General features: G+C 34.3%; 20 protein-coding genes. All 20 read left to right on the top strand.

Annotation, left to right across the window (positions count from 1 at the left end; genetic code table 11):
• Positions 1 to 6 precede the first annotated feature (6 nt).
• The 20 genes from cysC to BHF68_RS09615 all read left to right on the top strand — a co-directional run bounded on the left by cysC (position 7) and on the right by BHF68_RS09615 (position 22764).
• Complete coding sequence (cysC, locus tag BHF68_RS09520) at positions 7 to 612, top strand: adenylyl-sulfate kinase (RefSeq protein WP_069643403.1); 606 nt, start codon at positions 7 to 9, stop codon at positions 610 to 612.
• Between the two features lie 27 nt (positions 613 to 639).
• A complete protein-coding gene (gene cysQ, locus BHF68_RS09525) occupies positions 640 to 1425 on the top strand; it encodes a 3'(2'),5'-bisphosphate nucleotidase CysQ (protein WP_245669657.1) in 786 nt (261 codons plus the stop codon).
• Between the two features lie 35 nt (positions 1426 to 1460).
• Entirely contained in the window at positions 1461 to 2489 is a 1029-nt protein-coding gene (locus BHF68_RS09530) for a Gfo/Idh/MocA family protein (RefSeq protein ID WP_069643469.1), read from the top strand.
• Positions 2490 to 2499: 10 nt separating this feature from the next.
• Entirely contained in the window at positions 2500 to 3606 is a 1107-nt protein-coding gene (locus tag BHF68_RS09535) for a DegT/DnrJ/EryC1/StrS family aminotransferase (protein WP_069643404.1), read from the top strand.
• Positions 3607 to 3661: 55 nt separating this feature from the next.
• Positions 3662 to 4996, top strand: coding sequence for a nucleotide sugar dehydrogenase (locus BHF68_RS09540; protein ID WP_069643405.1), 1335 nt, complete (start codon positions 3662 to 3664; stop codon positions 4994 to 4996).
• A 21-nt stretch (positions 4997 to 5017) separates the two neighbouring features.
• Entirely contained in the window at positions 5018 to 5635 is a 618-nt protein-coding gene (locus tag BHF68_RS09545; RefSeq protein WP_069643406.1) for an N-acetyltransferase, read from the top strand.
• A gap of 28 nt (positions 5636 to 5663) precedes the next feature.
• On the top strand, positions 5664 to 7373 hold the full coding sequence (locus tag BHF68_RS09550) for a glycosyltransferase (RefSeq protein WP_069643407.1): 1710 nt from the start codon (positions 5664 to 5666) through the stop codon (positions 7371 to 7373).
• 5 nt (positions 7374 to 7378) lie between these two features.
• Positions 7379 to 9427: a sulfotransferase gene (locus tag BHF68_RS09555; protein WP_141706259.1), complete on the top strand. Its 2049-nt coding sequence runs from the start codon at positions 7379 to 7381 to the stop codon at positions 9425 to 9427.
• Positions 9428 to 9494: 67 nt separating this feature from the next.
• The gene (locus BHF68_RS09560) at positions 9495 to 10184 is read left to right on the top strand and encodes a class I SAM-dependent methyltransferase (RefSeq protein WP_069643409.1); all 690 of its coding nucleotides are present in this window, start codon (positions 9495 to 9497) and stop codon (positions 10182 to 10184) included.
• 16 nt (positions 10185 to 10200) lie between these two features.
• On the top strand, positions 10201 to 11013 hold the full coding sequence (locus BHF68_RS09565; protein WP_069643410.1) for a polysaccharide deacetylase family protein: 813 nt from the start codon (positions 10201 to 10203) through the stop codon (positions 11011 to 11013).
• A 20-nt stretch (positions 11014 to 11033) separates the two neighbouring features.
• Positions 11034 to 11930, top strand: a complete 897-nt coding sequence (locus BHF68_RS09570) for a hypothetical protein (protein WP_069643411.1) — start codon at positions 11034 to 11036, stop codon at positions 11928 to 11930.
• The gene (locus BHF68_RS09575) at positions 11914 to 12696 is read left to right on the top strand and encodes a hypothetical protein (RefSeq protein ID WP_069643412.1); all 783 of its coding nucleotides are present in this window, start codon (positions 11914 to 11916) and stop codon (positions 12694 to 12696) included. Before BHF68_RS09570 ends, BHF68_RS09575 begins: the two co-directional genes overlap by 17 nt.
• A 167-nt stretch (positions 12697 to 12863) precedes the next feature.
• On the top strand, positions 12864 to 13772 hold the full coding sequence (locus BHF68_RS09580; protein WP_069643413.1) for a sulfotransferase family protein: 909 nt from the start codon (positions 12864 to 12866) through the stop codon (positions 13770 to 13772).
• A gap of 22 nt (positions 13773 to 13794) precedes the next feature.
• Entirely contained in the window at positions 13795 to 14589 is a 795-nt protein-coding gene (locus BHF68_RS09585; RefSeq protein WP_069643414.1) for a hypothetical protein, read from the top strand.
• An 8-nt stretch (positions 14590 to 14597) separates the two neighbouring features.
• A complete protein-coding gene (locus BHF68_RS09590; protein ID WP_069643415.1) occupies positions 14598 to 15512 on the top strand; it encodes a sulfotransferase family protein in 915 nt (304 codons plus the stop codon).
• A gap of 35 nt (positions 15513 to 15547) precedes the next feature.
• On the top strand, positions 15548 to 17326 hold the full coding sequence (locus tag BHF68_RS09595; protein ID WP_176719915.1) for an ABC transporter ATP-binding protein: 1779 nt from the start codon (positions 15548 to 15550) through the stop codon (positions 17324 to 17326).
• A 104-nt stretch (positions 17327 to 17430) separates the two neighbouring features.
• The gene (locus BHF68_RS09600; protein WP_069643417.1) at positions 17431 to 18210 is read left to right on the top strand and encodes a sulfotransferase family protein; all 780 of its coding nucleotides are present in this window, start codon (positions 17431 to 17433) and stop codon (positions 18208 to 18210) included.
• Between the two features lie 83 nt (positions 18211 to 18293).
• The gene (locus BHF68_RS09605) at positions 18294 to 19544 is read left to right on the top strand and encodes a glycosyltransferase family 4 protein (RefSeq protein ID WP_069643418.1); all 1251 of its coding nucleotides are present in this window, start codon (positions 18294 to 18296) and stop codon (positions 19542 to 19544) included.
• A 17-nt stretch (positions 19545 to 19561) separates the two neighbouring features.
• On the top strand, positions 19562 to 20743 hold the full coding sequence (locus BHF68_RS09610) for a DegT/DnrJ/EryC1/StrS family aminotransferase (protein ID WP_069643419.1): 1182 nt from the start codon (positions 19562 to 19564) through the stop codon (positions 20741 to 20743).
• Positions 20744 to 20835: 92 nt separating this feature from the next.
• Positions 20836 to 22764 (top strand): polysaccharide biosynthesis protein, encoded by a 1929-nt coding sequence (locus tag BHF68_RS09615; protein ID WP_069643420.1) that lies wholly within the window; start codon positions 20836 to 20838, stop codon positions 22762 to 22764.
• The last annotated feature ends 15 nt before the right edge of the window (positions 22765 to 22779 follow it).

Below are 22779 nucleotides of genomic sequence, written 5' to 3' on the forward strand. Positions count from 1 at the left end.
CTAAACATGGAAAAAAAATCTTCAAACATAATGTGGCATAATACTACTGTAAGTAAGGAAGACCGCAGAGAACTTAATAAGCATAGTAGCTGTGTTGTTTGGTTTACAGGACTTTCTGGAGCAGGCAAATCAACACTCGCAACGGAAGTAGAGAAGAGATTACATCAACAAAGCATACGTACCTATGTGCTTGATGGAGACAATATTCGACACGGATTAAATAACAATTTGGGATTCAGCCCCGAAGATCGCAAAGAGAACATACGCCGTATTGGAGAAGTAGCAAAGCTATTTGTTGACGCAGGAATATTTGTAATGACGGCGTTTATATCTCCATATCGGAAAGATCGATTAACTGTTCGTAGCTTATTGGAAACAGATGAGTTTATTGAAGTATATGTAAAATGCTCACTAGATGAATGTGAGAAACGTGATCCGAAAGGTTTATACAGTAAAGCGCGTGCTGGTCAAATACCTGAGTTTACTGGCATATCCGCACCTTATGAAGAACCACTACAAGCAGAAATTACTATAGAGACAGACAAACATACACTAGATGAATCAGCAGATATTATAATAGACTACTTAAAGCAAAACAAATATATTAATTAAAAATGCAATCAGACTAGAGGTGTTATTGTGAGTGTATCAACAGAAATCGACTGGAAAGCAATATTTGATATTACGCAACAAGCAGGAGAGAAAATATTAGCAATATACCATGACACTAGCTATGTTGTTGAACATAAAAAAGACAATTCACCTTTAACGCTAGCTGATCAAGAGTCCCACAACATTATAATGAGCGGACTGAAAGAGTTATATCCGTTCATACCAATATTATCAGAAGAAGGCAAGGATATACCCTACGAAGAAAGAAAGGAATGGTCTAAATTCTGGCTAGTAGACCCATTAGATGGTACAAAAGAGTTTATTAATCGAAACGGTGAATTCACGGTTAATATTGCATTGATTGTTAATGGGGAAGCTGAGGCAGGAGTTATTTATGCACCAGTTACAGGGATTTATTATTTTGGTCACAAGCTCTATAAGCAAGCATTTAGTTTTACAAAATGGGAAAACAGAGCAGACTTAAAAACTAAGCCAAAGGATCAGAAAAAAGCAATCATTGTAGAGAGCCGTTCACATCCTTCGCCTGAACTTGAAGTATTTACTAAAGGCTTAGATAATAGCTACAATAATATTGAAAGGATTCGTCGTGGTAGTTCGCTTAAGTTTTGTGCTGTCGCTGCTGGTGAAGCAGACTATTATCCTAGGTTTGGCCCTACAATGGAGTGGGACACAGCAGCGGGACAAGCAATTGTTGAAGCTGCAGGTGGAGTAGTAGAGACTCCTAGTGGCAGAAGATTAAGTTATAATAAGGAGTGCTTAAGAAACGGTTTTTTCATAGCAAAGCGATTATAACATAAGATAGGAAGGTGTTTACCATCAACAATAGTATAACTAGTTTTGCAGTAGTAGGGTGTGGTCACATTGCTAAGAAACACATTCAAGCAATAAATAATATAGATAACGCTAAAGTAGAAGCGTTATGCGATGTGAATGAAGAACGCATAAAAGAATTCAGTCACTTATGTGATGCTAAAGGCTATCAGTCATTATCCGAATTATTTCGAGCTCACCCAAGGATTGATGTTGTAAATATATGCACTCCCAGTGGACTCCATAAAGATTTAACAATTCAAGCTGCAGAAGCTGGCAAACATATAATCGTAGAGAAGCCAATCGCACTTACCTTAACAGACGCGAATGAAATGATAGAAGCTTGCAAACAAAACAATGTGAAGCTAGCGGTTGTACACCCGAATCGTTTCAGACCTGCGGTAATAGAGCTTACTAAAGCGTTTAGTAAAGGATTGTTTGGCAAGATAAGTCATGCGAATTCCACAGTTCGTTGGAATCGTAATCAAGAGTATTACGACCAAGCTGCTTGGCGTGGTACGAAGGCGATGGACGGTGGAGTACTGATGAATCAGGCAATTCACAACCTCGATCTCCTCTTGTGGTTTATGGGGCCAATTGAAGAAATTAAAGCCTACACAACAACTCGATTACGTAATATTGAGTCTGAGGACGTAGGAGTAGCTATAATTAAGTTTGCTAATGGAGCCCTAGGTGTTGTGGAGGCAGCTACAACAATCTATCCAGAAAATTATGAAGAGTCTCTAAGTATCTTTGGTGAGACAGGATCTGCCGTATTAAGTGGCAAAACTGCTAACTGGATTAAACATTTTCAATTTCAACAATTAGATACTGAAACAAGTAAGCAAGTTGTAGACAAAATAGACAAGGATCCGTATGGAACACCAGGTCATCAAATGATAATTCAAGACATGATTGAATCGATTAAAGAAAACAGAGACCCAATTGTATCTGGTGAACAAGGAAGAGAAGCGTTGAAGCTAGTGCTAGCAATATGTCAAGCAGCTGAAGAAGATAATTCTGTAAATTGGGATTCAATTAATTAGGAGGATCATAATGAGTAGAGAAATTCCGTTATTAGATTTAAAGGCACAATATCAAGCTCACAAACAAGAACTTCATAATGCAATTGATGAAGTAATGGAAAGTGGACAATATATAATGGGGCCGTATGTTAAGAATTTTGAAGACGAAATTGCATCATATGTAGGTGTCAAACATGCGATAGGTGTAGCGAATGGCACTGATGCATTACTCTTATCTCTAGATGCTTTAGGGATAGAGCCAGGCGACGAGATTATAACCTCACCATTTACATTTTTTGCATCAGCTGAGGTAATATCACAGATGGGTGCAACACCAGTATTCGTGGATATTGATGCACAAACGTATAATCTTGATGTATCGAAATTAGAAGCAGCGATAACCCCTAGGACTCGTGCGCTTATACCAGTTCATATTTTCGGACAACCAATAAACATGGAACCAATTATGCAATTAGCTGAGAAATACAATTTATATGTAATTGAAGATGCCTGCCAGGCAATCGGCTCTACATATAAAGGAAAGCAGGCAGGTTCTATAGGTACATGCGGTTGTTTTTCGTTTTTTCCGACCAAAAACCTTGGCGGCTACGGTGACGGGGGAATCATAGTTACCGATGACGATGAGTTAGCACGAAAGACCCGCATCCTAAGATTCCATGGCAGCAGCCCAAAATACTACCACTCAATGATAGGCTATAATAGTAGATTAGATGCACTACAAGCAGCCATGTTATCTGTTAAACTAAAATCTATTGATACATGGAATGATGCACGAATTGAAAAGGCCATGAGATATAACGAAGCATTTAAGAACACCCCATTAGTCTTGCCATTTAAAGAAAGTGATCGCAGACATGTATATCACTTATATATTCTACAAGCTGATAACCGTCAAGATTTAATAGAATATCTTGCAAAACATGGTATAGCAACAGGAATCTATTATCCAGTACCATTGCATCAGCAGGAGGTATATAAACATTTAGGCTATGAGCTGGGATCATTACCTGTCGCTGAAAGAATGGCAGAAAGAACTTTTGCAATCCCACTTTATCCAGAATTAACAGATTCAGATCAAGATTATGTTATTGATACAATATTAAAATATTATAAGTAATCACGTTATAATAGATTTAGAGTGATAGAACAGTGAAGTCTGAAAGGAGTCTGAAATGAGCCAGATTACCAAAGAACAAAATCTCTTAGCAAAAACACTAGAAAGAGTGAAAGGCCGAACTGCAAGATTAGGTGTTGTTGGCTTAGGGTATGTAGGTCTACCATTAGCAGTAGAAAAAGCTAAAGCAGGATATGAAGTTATAGGCTTTGACGTTCAACAAGAACGGATTGACATGGTGAATCAAGGCATCAATTACATTGGTGATGTAGTTGATGATGAGTTGAAGAACCTCGTAATGAACAATAAGCTACAAGCAACGTTAGATTATTCTTATATAAAAGAGTTAGATGTAGTCTCGATATGTGTTCCGACTCCTTTAGACAAGTATCAGCAGCCTAATATTAGTTACGTCCAAGCTTCAACTCGAGAAATAGCTAAGTATATGAATAAGGGGACTCTGGTAGTGTTGGAAAGTACTACGTACCCTGGAACAACTGAAGAAATAGTAAAACCAATATTGGAGTCAACTGGTTTTATCTGTGGAGAGGATTTCTATCTAGCCTACTCACCAGAGCGAGTTGACCCAGGTAACAAAGAATACAACACCAAGAATACACCTAAAGTGGTTGGTGGCATAACCACAAATTGCACAAAAATCGCGGCTGCCATGTATGAGCAAATACTTGAAGGCGAAGTGCACTGTGTTTCTTCACCTGCAGTTGCTGAGATGGAGAAAATCCTAGAAAACACTTTTAGAAATATCAATATAGCGTTAGTAAATGAAATGGCAATCCTATGTGAACGTATGGGAATAGACATATGGGAAGTAATAGAAGCGGCAAAAACTAAACCATACGGTTTTATGGCATTTTATCCAGGCCCTGGCTTGGGGGGGCACTGCATACCTATTGACCCGTGGTACTTGACATGGAAGGCTAGAGAATATAACTATCACACACGATTAATAGAAGTGGCAGGAGAAATAAATAATAGCATGCCAGAATTTGTTGTAGATCGCATTAGCTATATTTTGAATGAGCATAAGAAACCAATAAATGGATCCACTGTATATCTGCTAGGAGTCGCATACAAAAAAGATATCGATGACTATCGGGAGTCCCCAGTACTAAAAATAATCGAAATACTAGAGAACAGAGGAGCAATTGTTCAAACTAGTGATCCTTTTATAGATGAGTTTGATTGTGCTGGTAAGGATTATCTTACAACCCCATTAACGAAGAAAGCTTTGCAAACGGCAGACATTGTAGTCGTTACGACTGACCATAGCAACTTCGACTACGATTTAATTGAGAAAGAAGCAAAGGTGATATTTGACACTAGGAATGTATTTCCCAACAAACCTTTATCTAATAGATATATAAAATTATAATAAAATAGGTAGGATGAAAAAATGTCTGAGATAAAAGAACAAAAAGGGCAATTAATAATTAGCAGTTTAGGCTACACAACACATGAATCTGCATATATAGATCAACCAGTATCAATAGGTAAGGGTACAAAAATATGGCACTTTTCTCATGTGATGAATGGCGTTACCATAGGTGATAATTGCAATTTAGGTCAGAATGTATTCATAGGGAAAGATGTTAAGATTGGCAACAATGTTAAAATTCAGAATAACGTTAGTGTGTATGAAGGGGTTATACTCGAAGATGACGTTTTCTGTGGTCCTAGCATGGTGTTTACTAACGTCAAGAACCCTCGCTGCGCAGTGCCTAGGAATACAAGCGATGATTATCTTATAACAAGAGTAAAGCAAGGAGTTACTATAGGTGCAAATGCCACTATAGTTTGCGGTATCGTCTTGGGGAAGAACTCTTTTATAGCTGCAGGGGCCGTAGTGACCAAGGATGTTCCGGACAATGCAGCAATGGCAGGTGTACCAGCGAAGCAAATTGGCTGGGCATGTAATTGTGGAAGTTTGTTGGAATTAGAAATAGAACTAGGCCTATGCAAAGAGTGTGGCAAAACATACCGAAGTAGTATAAGTAATATACAAATACTTTGAATTTAAAAGTATAAACTGGAGAGGGAAAATGCAAAATCATAAAGTAATGATGTTTGTTTATAACAACTTTACCCACGATACACGTGTGCTTAAAGAAGCTAAAACCCTAACTGGAGTTGGTTACGAAGTAACTATAGTAGCAGTTTTAGATGACAAAACTACCCCTTATGAAGAGATTGAGGGGATAAGAGTAATACGTGTGGAAAAAAAACCGTTTCATTTAAGGTTTCTTAAACATGTCAGAGAGTTTACGTTTAAAAGTGTATTTTATAAATTAACTAAAAGAGTTAAAGGTTTTATTAATAATAAGCCCGACGAAGTTAATAAAGCTAATAATAGCAAAAATATAGGTTTTATAGCAGCAAAAAAAAGGGAGTATAATGATGCTCAAGCAGCAATTAAACAAATCGGTCTGAAAAAATATGTTAAAGATGAATGGCGTAAAAATCCTAAGAAATTGCTGCTAGGGCTAAAGGGCATGATGCTCCTTCTGTACATCTTTTTTCGAATATTAAAAAAAGTGTACACTAAAGCTATACAGCGTCCAATGAAAATAATATGGGCTCGATATGTAAAGAAAGTGTACACTAAAGCTATACAGCGTCCAATGAAAATAATATGGGCCAGATATATAAAAAAAGCATACCGTTTTGGTATCTATAGGCCTTTGTATATAATTCGGCATAAATATTTGAAAAAAATAATTCATGTGGTATTTATAATACCATCGAAAAAGGTAAAAAATATTATTTACGAGTTATTAAAGAAAACATTGTTAAAGTTTCATAAACCCTTCTGTTTTTTTGATTATTATTTACGCAGCTATAAATTAGCAAAACAATATTCAGCAGATATATACCATGCTCATGACTTGAACACTTTACCAGTTGCAGTTTGGGCAAGCCGAAAGCAAAATGCGAAATTAATTTATGATGCACATGAATTTTATGTAGAACGTAATGTAAAAACCAAATCACGTTCTGGTAAAATATTACTCACATGGGCAGAGTCATATATGATTAAGAAAGCTCACTTGACAATTACTGTGAATGAGGCCTTAGCAAATGAGTTTTCAAAGAGATATAAGATTAAAACGCCGAGCGTAATCATGAATACTCCATCTCAGGAAATATTTATTAAAGACAACAAGAGTTTATCCCTAAAAGGGATACTTAATATACCAGATGATTATTATGTATTACTTTATTGTGGCAGTATAACGTTTAATCGTGGCTTAGAAAATCTCATTAAAAGTATGGAGTTTTTACCTGACTGTTATCTGGTTTTTATGGGATATGGTAACGAGGATTATAAAAATAGCCTAAGTAGCATAGCAGAAGAAACGAATGTTCACAATAGATTTGTTTTTTTTGGTCCAGTCCCTTCAGAAGAAGTAACAAGTTTTGCAGCTAGTGCAGATTTAGGGGTTGCACCAATAGAAAACGTATGCCTAAGCTATTATTACTGTTCACCGAATAAGGTATTTGAGTATATCAATGCTAGCATTCCTGTAATAGCAAGTGATTTTCCAGAGCTATCTAAGGTAGTAAATACGTTTAATATTGGAACTACTTTTAACCCAGATAGTCCAGAGGACATTGCTAAAGCAGTTCGTTTTATATTTGCTGATCAAAAGCGTTTAGAACAAATGAAGAAGAACACTCTTAAAGCATCAAAAGTTTATAATTGGGAGAACGAATCAAAGAAATTAGTGGAGTTATACCAGACTGTGAGTTGATTACTATGAGTATTAATGAAAAATACTTTGATTATTTACAGCACTTTGGCAAAACAGTAACAATGAGAGAATTTGCTTCACAGCCAAAAGAAAGAAATGTTATTGCCCTAAGACACGATGTCGATCATAACTTAGATTATGCTTTAGAGATGAGTTATTGGGAAAAGGAACATGGGATTCGTTCAACGTACTTTTTATTGCATACTGCTTCATATTGGAATGAGCCAAACTTTATTCAAAAATGCTTGCAGATTCAAGATTTTGGTCATGAAATAGGTCTTCATGTAAATTTGCTTACTGAGTGGGAGCAAGGGAAAGTAAACGATATAAAAACCCATCTTGAGGAAATATTAAATTACCTAAGAAGAGAAGGTCTGATTATATCTGGAATCTCCACGCACGGAGATAGAAACTGCTACAAAAAGGGATATATCAACTACTGGTGTTTTTCTGAGCTACGCCCTTATAATCCATTAGAAAGTGAAAACTTATTATCAGCAGAAGGAATACCAGTATTAGATGAACGTTGGCAAATCCAATATCCACTGAATCATTCATTACAAAGAGAAGATGGAAGTGTTTTTCCTTTATGGTCGATATCAATGGAAGAGCTCAATCTAGAATATGATGCTAACCATATTCCAATGGATACTTACTATACTGATAGTGGAGGAAGTTGGACTCGTTCTCCAAATCCGCTTAACGTGAATATGTCAAAAGGTAGAAACCAAGTTCTATTCCATCCAATTCATTGGCGTGACAAGCAGAGAATATACTTTTTCTTGTCTACAGCTCGCTCAGGATCCAAGTGGCTTGCTACTATGTTAGATCAAGCTTCCTCAGTCAAAGCTTATCATGAATGGAGTCTAAATCATAACTTTATAAAAGGTGAAGTAATTCCAGAAAAGCGTACAAGCCATAATTTCACTAGTTTAGTTAAAGAAAAAGAAGAAGCACAGGAACTACTGATTCAGACAAGAGCTTTTATAGAGTCTCATAATACAGATGTGGCCGAGGCTAATGTGTATCTAGAGCAGTTTCTTCCTTTGATGAAAGAAATATTTCCAGATGCATATTGTATACATTTGCACCGTAATCCGAAAGATGTAGTACGTTCTATCATGAACAGGGATTGGTATGATACTCCCGAAGATACGAAACATCCTATAATTAATATAAAGAACTGGTATAGCAAAACGCAATTTGGAAAGTGTTGTATTTATGTCGCTAATACTAATGAAAGATTGAATCACTTCTGTGATAGTGAAATTCGTTTTGACAGTATGGTAAGTGATAAGGAGTATTTAAACCAAACCTTAAAAGATTTAGGAATAGCTACGTATCCACGACTACTAGATGAAGTATTTAGTAATAGAATAAATGAAAATAGAAACGATTTTTTTCCTGAATATAAACAGTGGTCTAAAAGACAAAAAGAAAAATTTCATTATGTAACTGATAAGATCAGTGATAAATTGGGTTATTATGATAATTTAGTTTTTAACAATAAATTGCTTAACTATGTAAAAATAACACTCAATAAGTTTTTATATTTAATGAAGAATAAAAAAAATGGACGAGAAATAAAGCAAGAAAAAAATGCCTCAGAGTTAATATACGAAACACATTTCAAGGATAAAAGCAGAACATTTACTGCGAAGAATTGTTCATATAAATATAACGAACAGGGCATAGAAATATCTACTGATGGTACTAAGAATGCGTATTTGATTCTTGGTAGTGGAGATTGGTATAAGGTTAATGATGGAGAAGGATGGAAAAATCATATTGCTTGTTATTATCGTGGAGAGATAGAAGGGATACTAGACGTAGATCAACCTTTTCAATTATTTTTATTAATGTATGGCAAAGATGGCAAGTTAGCTGAAAAAAAATCTCTTGGACAAGTTAAAAGCTTTGACTCAGCTTATAGTTTTACTTTCCGTGTGAGAAGTGACTTCAGCAAATATAATTTAGCAATCTACTTACCATCTAGCAAATCATTTAATAAAATTACGATAAAAAAACTAATAGTTGAGAAGCAATATTTATGATTTAGGCTCGTGATTTTTAAATAGCAATATGTTTAGTTAGCAAGAGTAATAGGAAGAGGTGTTATTGATGGCTAAAGAAATATATGAAACACCATTAGAAGCATTAGAAGCAACTAATGGATTTTATAAAGACCTTGAAGGTTTTCAATATTCAGAAGATCAAGTGACAAAATGGTTAGATAAACATATTAAGCTTCCGCGTGTAGGAAATGTACTAGATTTATGTTGTGGCGATGGGATTTGGTCAAAAGGGATGAAAATCCTTAATCCCAATTTAGAATATTTTGGCATAGATATATCATCTGGTGCGATCGAAAAAGCTCGAATTTTGATGGAAAGTGACTCTCAACATTTTGTAATAGGTGATGCAGAGGGTAAATTACCGTTTGAAGATAGTTTCTTTGATGTTATATTTGCAAGAGGACCAGGGTTATATAATCAACACAGCATGGATAGATTGGCTACTATTAAGATTATAGAAGACTGGCATAACAAGCTATCGGATAGAGGTCTTTTTTATTCTATATTTGCTTCTACGCCTGAAAAGATGGGAACATACACACCAATGAATCAAGTTAAACTCCCATATAATCGTAGTCCTCGAAAAACAGAAGCAGTTGATTTTCTAGGTGGGAAGTACCATCACAACATTGAATCATTTCTGACACCGTTTTGGAAGGCAGAAAATGTTAAGCTTGTAAGTTATTCATTTGTAAATAATATGCATGTTCTAGTGACGAAAAAAGACAATAAATGAATTAAGGGGTATTTATTTGGTTAATTTGCATGATGTAGATGTGAAGGAAATTAAGGACATATTTTCAAAGAAAAAGGTCTTTACAACATACCATTACGAAAAATTATTGGAGCCTTATATTTATAAATTCCGTATACTTACACATGCTGAATTTGCACAAAGTGAAAGGTATTACGATAATATACTTTTAATTCGCCATGACATTGACCATGATTACGAAACTGCATTAAGAATAGGTGAATGGGAACAAAAGAAGGGAATTAGAAGCACCTTTTGCATATTACATTCAGCTTGGTATTACGGTATGTATAGAGAAGGAAGATATATTCATACGAATGAATTAATTACGCTTTGTAAAGAGTTAAGAGACATGGGGCACGAAATAAATTTTCATAATAATTTAATTACAATGTCATTACAAACAGGAATAGATCCTATCAAAGTACTTAAATCTGAACTGAATTTTTTTAAAAAAATAAATATTGACATAAAAGGGACAAGCACACACGGGGATAAATTATGTAGATTATTAAACTATAGAAATTTTGAAATTTTTAGTGAAGCTGTAAACGAGCAATTAGGCAAAAGAGAAATACAGGGTTTATATGGGAGTGTTAAACTAGGCAGTGTTTCTATGAAAGAATTGGGTTTAGTATATGAGGGATATGACTTTGATAAAGATATATATATAACAGACTCTGGTGGTAGGATTAGAAGTTTTAGAAATATAGAAGGCAGAACACATTTAGAAATAAATGCTACGCATCAAGGTAATTTAGTAGGGATATTAACTCATCCGATTTGGTGGGATTTCGATAGAAGTTTTTAGAATATGGAGGCATAATTATAGTGATTAGTTTTTTAAAGAAATTATTAACTAAAGGTGAAGATAATAAAGCAAGAGAGCGAATTTTTGATGTCACAAAGAAAAATGATGGTGTGAATTATATAGATGACTTTATAGGCCTGATAAATTTGAAAAATGTTCATATGACTGAGGTTTATAAAGAAAATGAACCATGTCTATATATAAGGCACGATGTAGATCATAGTTTAGAGATGGGGTTGAAAAAAGCTGAAGTTGAAGCGGAGCTAGGTTATAAATCCACTTATTTTTTACTTCCGACTGGAAGCTACGGTGAAGAAAAAAATTATTATGGTACGTTAGAAGACGGGAAAATCAAATATGACTCAAAATTAATTGATAAATGTAAAAGACTACTAGAATTGGGCCATCATATAGGTTTGCACAATGACATGGTTGCTATGTCTCTAAAATTAAGAAAAGACCCAGCTGAACTAATTAAAAGGGAACTTGACTATTTTGATAAGCATAATATCGAACTAGTTGGTACAGCAGCACATGGGAGTCCTTTAGCAAGGCAACTAAAGTTTAATAATCGAGAGTTATTTGATGGGTGTATTCGAAAAGGATGGGAGCAAGGAAGGACTATAGAACATAACGGATGGAAAGTAAAGCTTCATAGTTTGAATTTATCGGACTTTGGATTCCAATATGAAGCCTATTCATTACCAAGAGACTCGCGTATCTCTGAATCTGGAGGTAGATGGGGTGGTAGAATACTAGGAAATCAAATTGATAGAGACAAGATGTTCAATGACTTTAACCTTGAAGAATTTAAAAAATTAATATCTACTTTAACACCAAATTCAGGCGTTAGGGCAATGCAAGTTATGACACACCCTTGTCATTGGGAGGTAAAAGAGAATGGAAATAATCAATGATACACCTATATTAACAGTTGACCTGCAGCATGGAAAATACGGCTGTACTCAAAATGAGATATGTGAAAAGTATAAGATTAATTTAATGAATAGATTAGTAGGTAGGTATATATCTGAAGGTAGTCCATTTAAAGGCCAGATTGAATCTGCAGTATTAGATTTGCGTTCATTTAATTTTGATGAATATCTATCAAGAGTTAGAAAGGTTCATAAAGGGGCAGCACTAAGACATAGTAGGAAAGCTGAACGAATTGGACACTACTGTAAACCATTTGTCTGGAAAAACCATATACCTGATATTGTTGAGATTAATCACTCTAAGGAAGTTAGAAGTGGTGGTAAAATGACTCAGGCATATAAAAGATCAATAGAAGATATGGGAGGAAATCCAAAAGAAATATTGAAAGTGAATAATCCTAAATGTAACGTGCATTGCACCCATACATGGGGTGTTTTTGAAAAAAAAGAAGGTTATTTTCAAGGTGATATTCAAACAGATGAGAAACTATTAGGTTATATTAAGTTTAAGAGAAATGGCAATTTTGCGTTATATACATCGATTCTAGGGCATGGTGACTATTTAGATCAAGGTATAATGTATAATTTGCACTTCTCAATAATGAAGTGGGTAGACGAAAACCAAGACGGATTATTAGAAGGATTAGAATATTTAGTCTATGGTGCAATCAATTCAGGGGAACAAGGTCTTAAACAATGGAAAAAAAGAGCTTTATTTGAAGGTGCATATTTAACTCTTAACAGTTGATAGTAATAATTACTTAAGGAGTAGTGTTATGATAACAATGGGCAGAATGCCTAGACATATTTAAAGAATGTGAAATACTTACAAAAGAGTTAAGTGTTCAATTAAGAATACGTTATCCAGAACAAACAAAAATTAGGTGTACGGAAAATATTGAATAGGGGTGCAATATGTTTATAAATTATAATACAAATCCAATCTTTGTTGGTGGAGATGGAAGGTCGGGAACAACATTATTAAGTGTAATAATCGATTCACATCCAGACTTGCTTGGTGGGCCTGAGTTGCATTTTAACGGACCTAAAAACCTAGGTAGTTATATGATTCAATGTTTAGACTTGCTTATAGAAAATGATTCGCGAGTATTTGGGAAAGGATTAAAAGAAAATAAGGAATTAAAACATGGTGTGCAATTTGCAAAGCGATGCCATAGGTTTGGCGTTGAATTTATAGAGCTTAAGGAGTTAGTTAATGAACAAATGGAACAAACAAATAGTAATTTAGAAACTTTTGAAGAACGCTGTTCATTAATCAATGCAATTGGTGAATTTAAAAGAAAACAACGTGATAAGAAACGTTGGGGAATTAAAATTATGAGAGAAATACGAAACATACATGTTTATAGTAAAATTTGGCCCAATGCTCAATATATTCATATTATTCGTGATGGACGTGATGTAGCGGCGTCTCAAATGATAGAACATGGATCTTGGGGATATGAAGATATAAAAAAAGCGGCCAAAGGTTGGGTAGATATCATAGAACGTACTAGGAAGAATGCTAAGGCTTCTCCATTATTTGAAGTCAAGTATGAAGAATTGGTTTTAGAACCAAGAAAAACAATTGGTAAAATTGTAGATTTTCTTGATGTGCCTTGGAGCGATGATTTATTAAAGCATAGTGAAAAAGAACATACTTTGTTCGAAAACCCATATAATCACGCAAGTATTAAACAGGTGGTACAACCTATTAATAATTCAAGTGTAGGAAGATTTAAGAGGGATTTATCAATAGATCAAATTGAGGCATTTAATAAAATTGCCAAAAAATATTTGCAGGAATTTGAATACGAAATATAAATTGTAAATGAGTGAGAAGTAAATGAGTGAACAAATAGATTTTCAATTGCCAATATGTTATATTGATTTAATGCTTGGAGAAGGCGGCTGTATATTAGATGAAGGATGTAAATGGTATAAGGAACAAATGTATGAAAAATTAGTAGGAAGATATATAGGGCTAGGTGAACCTTTTGACAAGCAAATTGTTGCGGCAATGCTAAATGTTAATAAGCTAAATTTTGAAGAATATATACAAAAGGTAAAGAAAAAAAATAAAGGTAGTGCACTAAGACATGCAAAAAAATCTGAGCGTAAAGGATACATATGTAAACCCTTTGCATATGATTTATTTATCCCTGATATTGTAGAAATTAATCATTCGAAAGAAATGCGCTGTGGTCGCCCGATGACAGAGCAATACCGACGTTCAATAGACGAGCTTGGTGGTGCTCCTGAAAAATATATAGATGTGAAATTGCCAAATTGCCCAGTTCACTATGATATGTGGTGGGGTGTTTTTCAGCCATTGACAGGATACAAACAAGGAGATATTGTTACTAATGAAAAGTTATTGGGTTACATTAGATTAAGAAGAAATGGCAACTATGCACTATACGCACAGATTTTAGGACACGGAGAATACCTAAAACAAGGAATCATGTATTATTTACATTTTGATATTATGAGGTCAATTAGTGATTTGAAAAACATATATACAAAGGGATTAGAACATTTAATATATGCAGGATTTTATCAAGGGAAAGAAGGGTTACAACAATGGAAAAAGAAAATGCTATTTGAGCCGACCTATTTAATTCTTCCCAAAAGGGAGTGATTTCTTTGATGAAAAAAGCGCAAAAAGATCCAATATTCATAGGTGGCGACGGAAGGTCAGGTACAACCCTATTAAGTCTTATTTTAAATTCTCACAAGGACATAGCATGTGGACCCGAACTACATTTTAGGGGGCCTAAAAACCTAGGTTCATATATTTTAGAGTGTTTAGATAAAGAAAAGAGTTCTGAAAAAGACATAGTTGAATTGAAAAAAATAAAAGAACTTAACCCAGGTATGAATTTTATTATACGCTGTCATAGGATGGGTATCTCGTCTGATAAATTAAAAGAAGCTATAATAAATATTAAGGGAAAAGAGAAATGTAATATAGAAACGTTTGAGGAACGATGTAAACTAATAGATTTATTAGGAGAAATAATAAAGAAAAATAAAGGTGTTTTATATTGGGGCATAAAAATTATGCGTGATATAAAAATTTTAAATAAATATATTGAAATATGGCCCGAAGCAAAGTTTATTCATATTGTAAGAGACGGTAGAGATGTGGCAGCATCTCAGATGATAGATCATAGTTCATGGGGATATACAGATATAGAATCGGCTGCTTTAGGTTGGGTGGATATAATTAACAGGGCTAGAAATTATGCAAAAAAATTCCCAGTTTGTGAAATTAGGTATGAAGATTTAATATTAACTCCCGAAAAAACATTAATGGACATATGTGGGTTTCTCGAAATTGAATGGGACGACTCATTGATGAGTCATCACTTAAAAAACCACTCACTGTTCAAAAATCATTATAATCACCCGAGTATAAATAGTGTAATAAATCCAATGAACGATAGTTCTATCGGTCGGTACAAAAAAGACTTAACTCAACAAGACATTCTTATTTTTAACAAGATAGCCTTTGATGTATTAAATACACTGCAATACACAGTAAAATTCGATGAGATATAAGAAAACCCAAACAACTAATTATTTTTCAGAAGGTAGTGCTTGCTAAAGGGGAAATAAATTTGTTCAATACAATAGTTAATTATTATGAAGTAATAAAATGGATGTTAAAAGACTCACTTTTTCGATTTAGAAAAATGTCAATACTTATCATCATCGGAGAGGCAATTGGGGTATTTTTGCAAGCAAGTGCTATACTTTTAGCAATTCAATATGTATATATGTTGGAAAAAAATGAATATTTAACTATGTTTGTAATCTCAGGGTACCCTAGGGAGTTAATTGAATTATTTATAATTGTATGTGTTATGGTTTTTACTTTGTTATTTGTAGCGGCCATGTTATTGTATTTATCAGGGACTAAAATGTACCATCTGAGAATCCATTACCAAAAATTTTGTTCCAAAAGAGTATTATCAAATTACTACGATTGCAGATTTCACACTAATTTTAATAGAGAATATAATGAATCCAAAATTATGTGTTTAACAAGTTCAGATTCTACCTTTTGCGGACGAGTATTAAGAATGACCTTGAGCTTAATTAGACCACTAATAATTTTTGCGGTTTCTTTACCTATAATGGTGTATTTAGAAACTAGAGTATCGGTTATAGTAATAATTCTGGCATTTATATCATTATTATTTCAATACAAGGTAAGCAAGGCAGCAGCAGGTTACTCTATTAATGTGGAAAGGAACGCTGGCGCAGCAAGTAAAGAAAGAAGGGAATTATTTAACTCACTATCATTAGCCCCTAAAAATATTAATAGTGAATTAGTTAATGAATATATCGATAAAGCATATGGTAGAGGTTCATTAAATAAATTCTATAGTGCTTTATATGGAAGATTGTTGTCATTAGAAAAAAGTTCATTTATCAGCAACATTTTGATAGCAGCAGGAATATTTTTTATACTTGTAATTCTAATTAGAGAAGCACTTTTATATGATAAAAGCTGGACAATTGTTGTTGCATATATTGTTGCTGTTCGTTTTACATTGATGAGCTTAAGACAAGTAAACAGGCTTCTTACTAGTATTAATAGGTTTTATCCACAATTAAAAAGATATTATCAATTTATAATAGATACAGAATCTATACCAGCAGAAAACAAAAACACTGAAAGAAGAAACTATAAAAATGAAAGTTGTACAGATGAATTTATGCTAGGCAATTCAAGTAATGGAATTATTGCAATTTTATCGAATCTGCAAACTAATTATTCATGCTATATTGAAGTAAGTAACTTAATAAATAAGGACCTAAATAAACAGTCTACCCCATTTATTATAACTGGATATGCTCCCTGGATACCAGCTCCTATGTATAAATTATTTGGATTTAAAGAAAATATTTGCAATAAAAAAATACTTGATTTTTTTAATAGATTAAAATCTAATAACGACTCGAGAAACCATGAAATTTATAACTTATTTAATCACATTTCAGAGAATAAGTGGAATGATATTCCTATTGAGCATAAATTCTTACTTTCAGTAATTAGTGCCTATGAAGATGATTCAGATATAATAGTTGTACAAATTAAAGAGTTATATCAACTATCAGAGGAACTAAGAGAAAAAGTATTAGATACTTTAAAAAATAAAACCATAATATTAGATTGTGGTAAAGACCTTGTTTTTTTTGAAGAAATATCTGTAGAAAAAGTGGTTATATTTAAAAATGGATTAATAGACTCTATTAAAGAAACCACTTGGGCCAAAGTAAATAAAAAATCATTAAAGCAGTGGCTAAAGCAAAAAAATGACAGAAAAAATAGCTGTGAAGAAGAATTCGAACCAGACGATATATAATAGCTGTGTTTGGTTATAGATATTTATTAAGAATGTTACTGAGATACCGAGTTATTGCATCTGTGATATGAAATTATAATTGTATATTGAAAGGTAGTGCTGAAATGTTTGAGAAAAGAATAATTATTGGCGGGTTACCTAGGTCAGGTTCAACATTGTTACGGTTTATATTAGATAGTTCAGAATCTGTTATTTCAGGGCCTGAAACAAGATTTTTTCTAGAACCTTTATATAGGCATCAGATGATGGTTGATAAGACCGCAAAAGTGTTACACAACAAGCTAAATTTAGAAAAAGACTGCATGATAGGTGCAATAAATAATGCAGCTAATACATTTGAAGCTTATGATAATATAATGCTTAAATATATGGAATTAACAGGTGATAGGAAGGCAGCTTGGGCTGAAAAGACTCCAATAAATAGCTTCCATTATCATCGTCTTGTGGCAGAGAATAATGAAGCTTATTTTATTAGTACAGTAAGAAATGGTCTTGATGTAGTTACATCAATTATAGAAAACAAGAGCAATGATTATTGGTGCACTGTTCAAAGGTATATTGACTGTATGCGCAGTATTTATTCATTCAATCATCCAAATCATATCATATTAAAATATGAGGATCTTGTAACAAAACCCGAAAAAGCTCTGAAAACTGTTTTTGAATTTTTAGACTTACCATTTAGTGAGAATATAATTGACAATTTTAACAAAGAGAGTAAAACTAGAGATTTTTCTAAGGTCAATCAGCCTAAACTTAAACATTCAATACAACCGACATGGGTAAATCGTTATAAAGAGCCACAACATATAGCAAAGGTACAAGAATTTATTAACAATGAACAAGCAATTTATTGGTTTGAAAAGTCTGGATATACATTATAATAGTACATTTAACCAAGTTTTTTTAAGTTGTTGTTATATTATTTTATAAGTAACCAAAACACAACTGTAAAAAGAGGCCTATGATGAATAAAGTTATATGTAAAAATATTTATATACTAAACCACTATGCCGTCACACCTGATACGGGTGGCGGCACACGTCATTTTGATATCGCAAAGCAACTTGTAGCTCTTGGTCACGATGTTACTATAATTGCATCGAGCTTTGAGCATAAAACACGCCAAGAGAAATTAGAACGTGGAGAACAAATGCGGGTTGAAGTGATAGAAGGTGTACGTTTTGTTTGGCTGCGTACATTTCCTTATGAAAAGAATGACTGGCGTCGTGTACTGAATATGCTTACTTTTGCATGGAAGCTACTATTTATTCAAAAAAACGAGGACAAGCCAGATTTAATTATAGCATCGTCATTTCATCCATTGACTTGTGTAAGTGGATATTTTTTGTCAAAAAAAATGAGTTCGAGATACTGGGTTGAAATACGAGATTTGTGGCCACAAACGGCAATTGACATGGGTAGAATTAAAGAAAAAAGCATTATTGCACGTGTTTTAAAAAGTATAGAGAGCTTTATATATAATAAAGCAGAAAGAGTGATAGTGTTGCTTCCTAAAGCTGTGGATTATGTGAAGGCAATTGCAGGGGATAAGGTGTATTATCTCCCTAATGGTGTTGATGTTGAACGTCATGATAAGCGAATACAAATAACTGAACCGCTATCAGTGGTTGATGATATTATAGAACGTCATAAAGATAAATGTACAATGGTATACTTAGGGGCTTTTGGGCCGGCAAATGCATTAGACATTATTATTGATGCAGTTAAGATATTACAGGAGAAGAACGACCAAGTACCAGATGTTATATTTGTGGGAGATGGACCAGAAAAAGAAAGGCTCCAGCAACGCATAACTGAAGAAGGACTTACAACTGTATTTATTTATCCACCTATAAAGAAATATAATGTTCCTCAGTTGCTAAAGCATATTGATGTTGGCCTTATTACTATGAGAGATTTAGCTCTATACAAATATGGGTTTAGTTTTAATAAGCTTTTTGATTATATGTGTGCCTCGCTACCAATTATATTTTCTGGTAGAGTTTCTAATAATATTGTGCAGAATGCCGATGCAGGAATCTGTATTGAACCAGAAAATGCTGAACAGCTGGCAGAGGCAATGACTAGTATGATGAATTTGTCTGTTGCAGAACGGAGAAGACTTGGAGCGAATGGTCGAAGTTATGTTGAAGTTCATCATGATACACGGAAGTTAGCGGAGCAATTACACATATGGATAGAAAAATCTAATTAAAAAAGATGGGATTCAGTATGGCTAGCTATGAACGAATTTATTTGTCCACTCCACACATGAGTGGATTAGAACAAAAATATATTGAAGAAGCTTTCCAAACAAACTGGATAGCTCCACTTGGCCCAAATGTTGATTCATTTGAACAAGAGCTGGCATCTTATGTAGGTGTAAAAGGAGCTGTAGCAGTAAGCTCGGGGACTGCAGCAATCCATCTGGCATTGCGATTGCTTGATGTAGGAAAAGGCGATATTGTATTATGCTCTACGCTGACCTTTATTGCTAGCGCTAATCCAATTCTATATATGGGAGCAGAGCCTGTTTTTATTGATTCTGAGCCTAATAGCTGGAATATGTCGCCGCTGGCTTTGGAACGAGCATTTAAAAAGCTTGATATAGAAGGCAAGCTTGATAAAGTTAAAGCTATTATTGTAGTACATTTATATGGACAAAGTGCGGATATGGACGCTATAGTGAAAATATGTGAAAGATACAAAGTGCCTATAATAGAGGATGCGGCTGAATCGTTAGGGGCTACTTATATAAGTGAAAGACAAACACAGGTGGCAACAAAGCAAAGTGGTACGATTGGGAAATTTGGTGTCTATTCTTTTAATGGTAACAAGATTATTACTACTTCAGGTGGCGGCATGCTAGTGTCTGACGATTTAGAGGCACTGGGGAAGGCACGATATTTAGCTACTCAGGCTAGAGAACAAGCGCTACATTATCAGCACAGTGAAGTGGGCTATAACTATCGTATGAGTAATATCTTAGCAGGTATAGGAAGAGGGCAATTACAAGTATTAGATGAACGTGTAGAAGCTAAGAGAAGAATATTTGCTCGTTATTATGATGAGTTAGCTAATATAGAAGGGATTAACTTCATGCCAGAGGCAGAATTCGGTCGTTGTAATCGCTGGCTAACAGCATTAACAATTAATCCATCATATATAGAAGCTACAGTACCTATGATATGTAGTGCTTTAGATAAGTTGAACATAGAAGCCAGACCAGTATGGAAGCCTTTACATTTACAACCTTTATTCAAGGGCTGTATGTACTTTCCACACGCTTCTGGTAGTGTGTCTGATGAATTATTTTTTAATGGTATATGTCTTCCATCAGGCTCTAATTTAACTACAACCCAGCAGGAGTACGTGATTAAAGCTTTTAAGAACATTATTTGTCAACCTACTTAGTGCTCTCGTATGGTATAATAATATGATGTGAAGTTGATGTGTGAAAGTAGTTTTTATTTTTACTAGTTTGTATTTAAAGGAGAGTGCACCGCATGAGCAGGGTAATACGAATAGCAGTATTAATGCTAGTTGATGCGGTATTAATTAATATTGCGTTATATAGTGCTTTATTGTTGCGCTTTGATGGACATATTCCTTCGAATTTTATTGAAGGCCAGATGATATTGGCTCCTATTTTTACTATGGTCTTTCTTTTGGCTTTTTTTGCGTTTGGTCTATATAACCGATTATGGGAATATGCTAGCATTGGTGAACTTACGAGTGTTTTCACATCTGTTACAATTGCGATGGGGATTAATTCTGTGGTATTCATGTATATTTCTTCACCTGGAGGATATTTATTACCTAGAAGCGTAATGATAATTTTTTGGGTACTTACAATCTTTTTAATTGGTGGCTCACGTTTATCGTGGCGTCTTTTTCGAGATTATGCATTTAGATATAGGAACTCACAAAACGGGAGTAATGGAAGAAATGTTCTGATATATGGTGCTGGAGATGCTGGCTCTATCATATGTAAAGAATTGAAGAATACTTCAGGTGACAGTAATTTAATAGGTTTTATTGATGATGACCCAACAAAGAAAAATTATAAGCTGTTGGGATACCCGGTAATTGGTGACCGCACAAACATTAACGATATAGTGAGAGATTATCAGGTTGCAGAAATTATATTAGCTATGCCTTCGCAAGACGGGAAGACGATACGAGAAATAGTTGAGGTATGTCAGCAAACTGCGGCTACTGTGAAAATTCTTCCTGGAATGTATGATTTAATAGAAGGTAATGTAACAATTAACGAAATACGAGAAGTGAAAATAGAAGATTTACTAGGCAGAGATCCTGTTAAGGTTGATCTTGAAGCGATTTGTGATTATATTCAGGACAAGGTAGTTTTGATAACCGGTGCTGGAGGGTCTATAGGTTCAGAGCTTTGTCGTCAAGTTATCCAGTTTAACCCTAGAAAAATTATCTTATTAGACCATTGTGAAAATAATGTTTATGAAATAGAGCTAGAGCTACAAAGGGAATACATTGATTGCTCGAGCCTGGATGTATTAGTACCCGTCGTAAAGGATGTCCGTGATTGGAATGCAGTAAAGAATGTGTTTCAAACCTATAGTCCCGAGGTAATATTTCATGCAGCAGCACATAAACATGTATATCTAATGGAACAGAATCCAGAAGAAGCTATTAAGAATAACGTGATGGGAACATATCATGTTGCGAAGGCTGCCGAGTTATTTAAATCAGAAAAATTCGTACTAGTATCAACTGACAAAGCGGTTAATCCTACGAGTGTTATGGGTGCATCAAAAAGGGTTGCTGAGATGCTTATCCAACATATGGATAAGCATAGTAAGACAAGCTTTGTGGCTGTTCGATTTGGGAATGTACTAGGAAGTCGCGGGAGTGTTGTTCCATTATTTAAGAAGCAAATAGCTGAGGGTGGGCCCGTTACAGTCACAGATGAGAAAATGATTAGATATTTCATGACGATTCCTGAATCGGTGCAGTTGATTATTCAAGCAGGAGCTATGGCTAAGGGTGGAGAAATATTTGTTCTTGATATGGGCGATCCTGTTAAGATTATCGATTTAGCTAAAACAATGATAAAGCTCTCAGGCTTTGAACCTTATAAAGATATTGAGATAGTTATTACTGGAAAACGACCAGGGGAAAAGCTATATGAAGAGTTATTATCTGCTGAAGAAGGGGTAAATGCTACCTTCCACAAGCGAATTTTTGTAGCGAAGCCAAATGGGCTTAACACTAGATTAATAGAGGATACAATGAAAAGCTTTGATAATTGTATACATCCACAATCTTTAGAAGAAACAAGGTGCTTCTTACAAGCATTTCTGCCAAGCTTTCAAATAATTGAAGAAAATAAAGAACAAAAACCAACTTCGATTAAGACTATTGATAATAGTCAAGATAAACAAGAGTTAACCATTTAGATAAGTGTGGCATGT

Origin of the sequence: Desulfuribacillus alkaliarsenatis (genome assembly GCF_001730225.1) — a bacterium.
In the GTDB taxonomy this organism is placed as follows: Bacteria; Bacillota; Bacilli; order Desulfuribacillales; family Desulfuribacillaceae; genus Desulfuribacillus; species Desulfuribacillus alkaliarsenatis.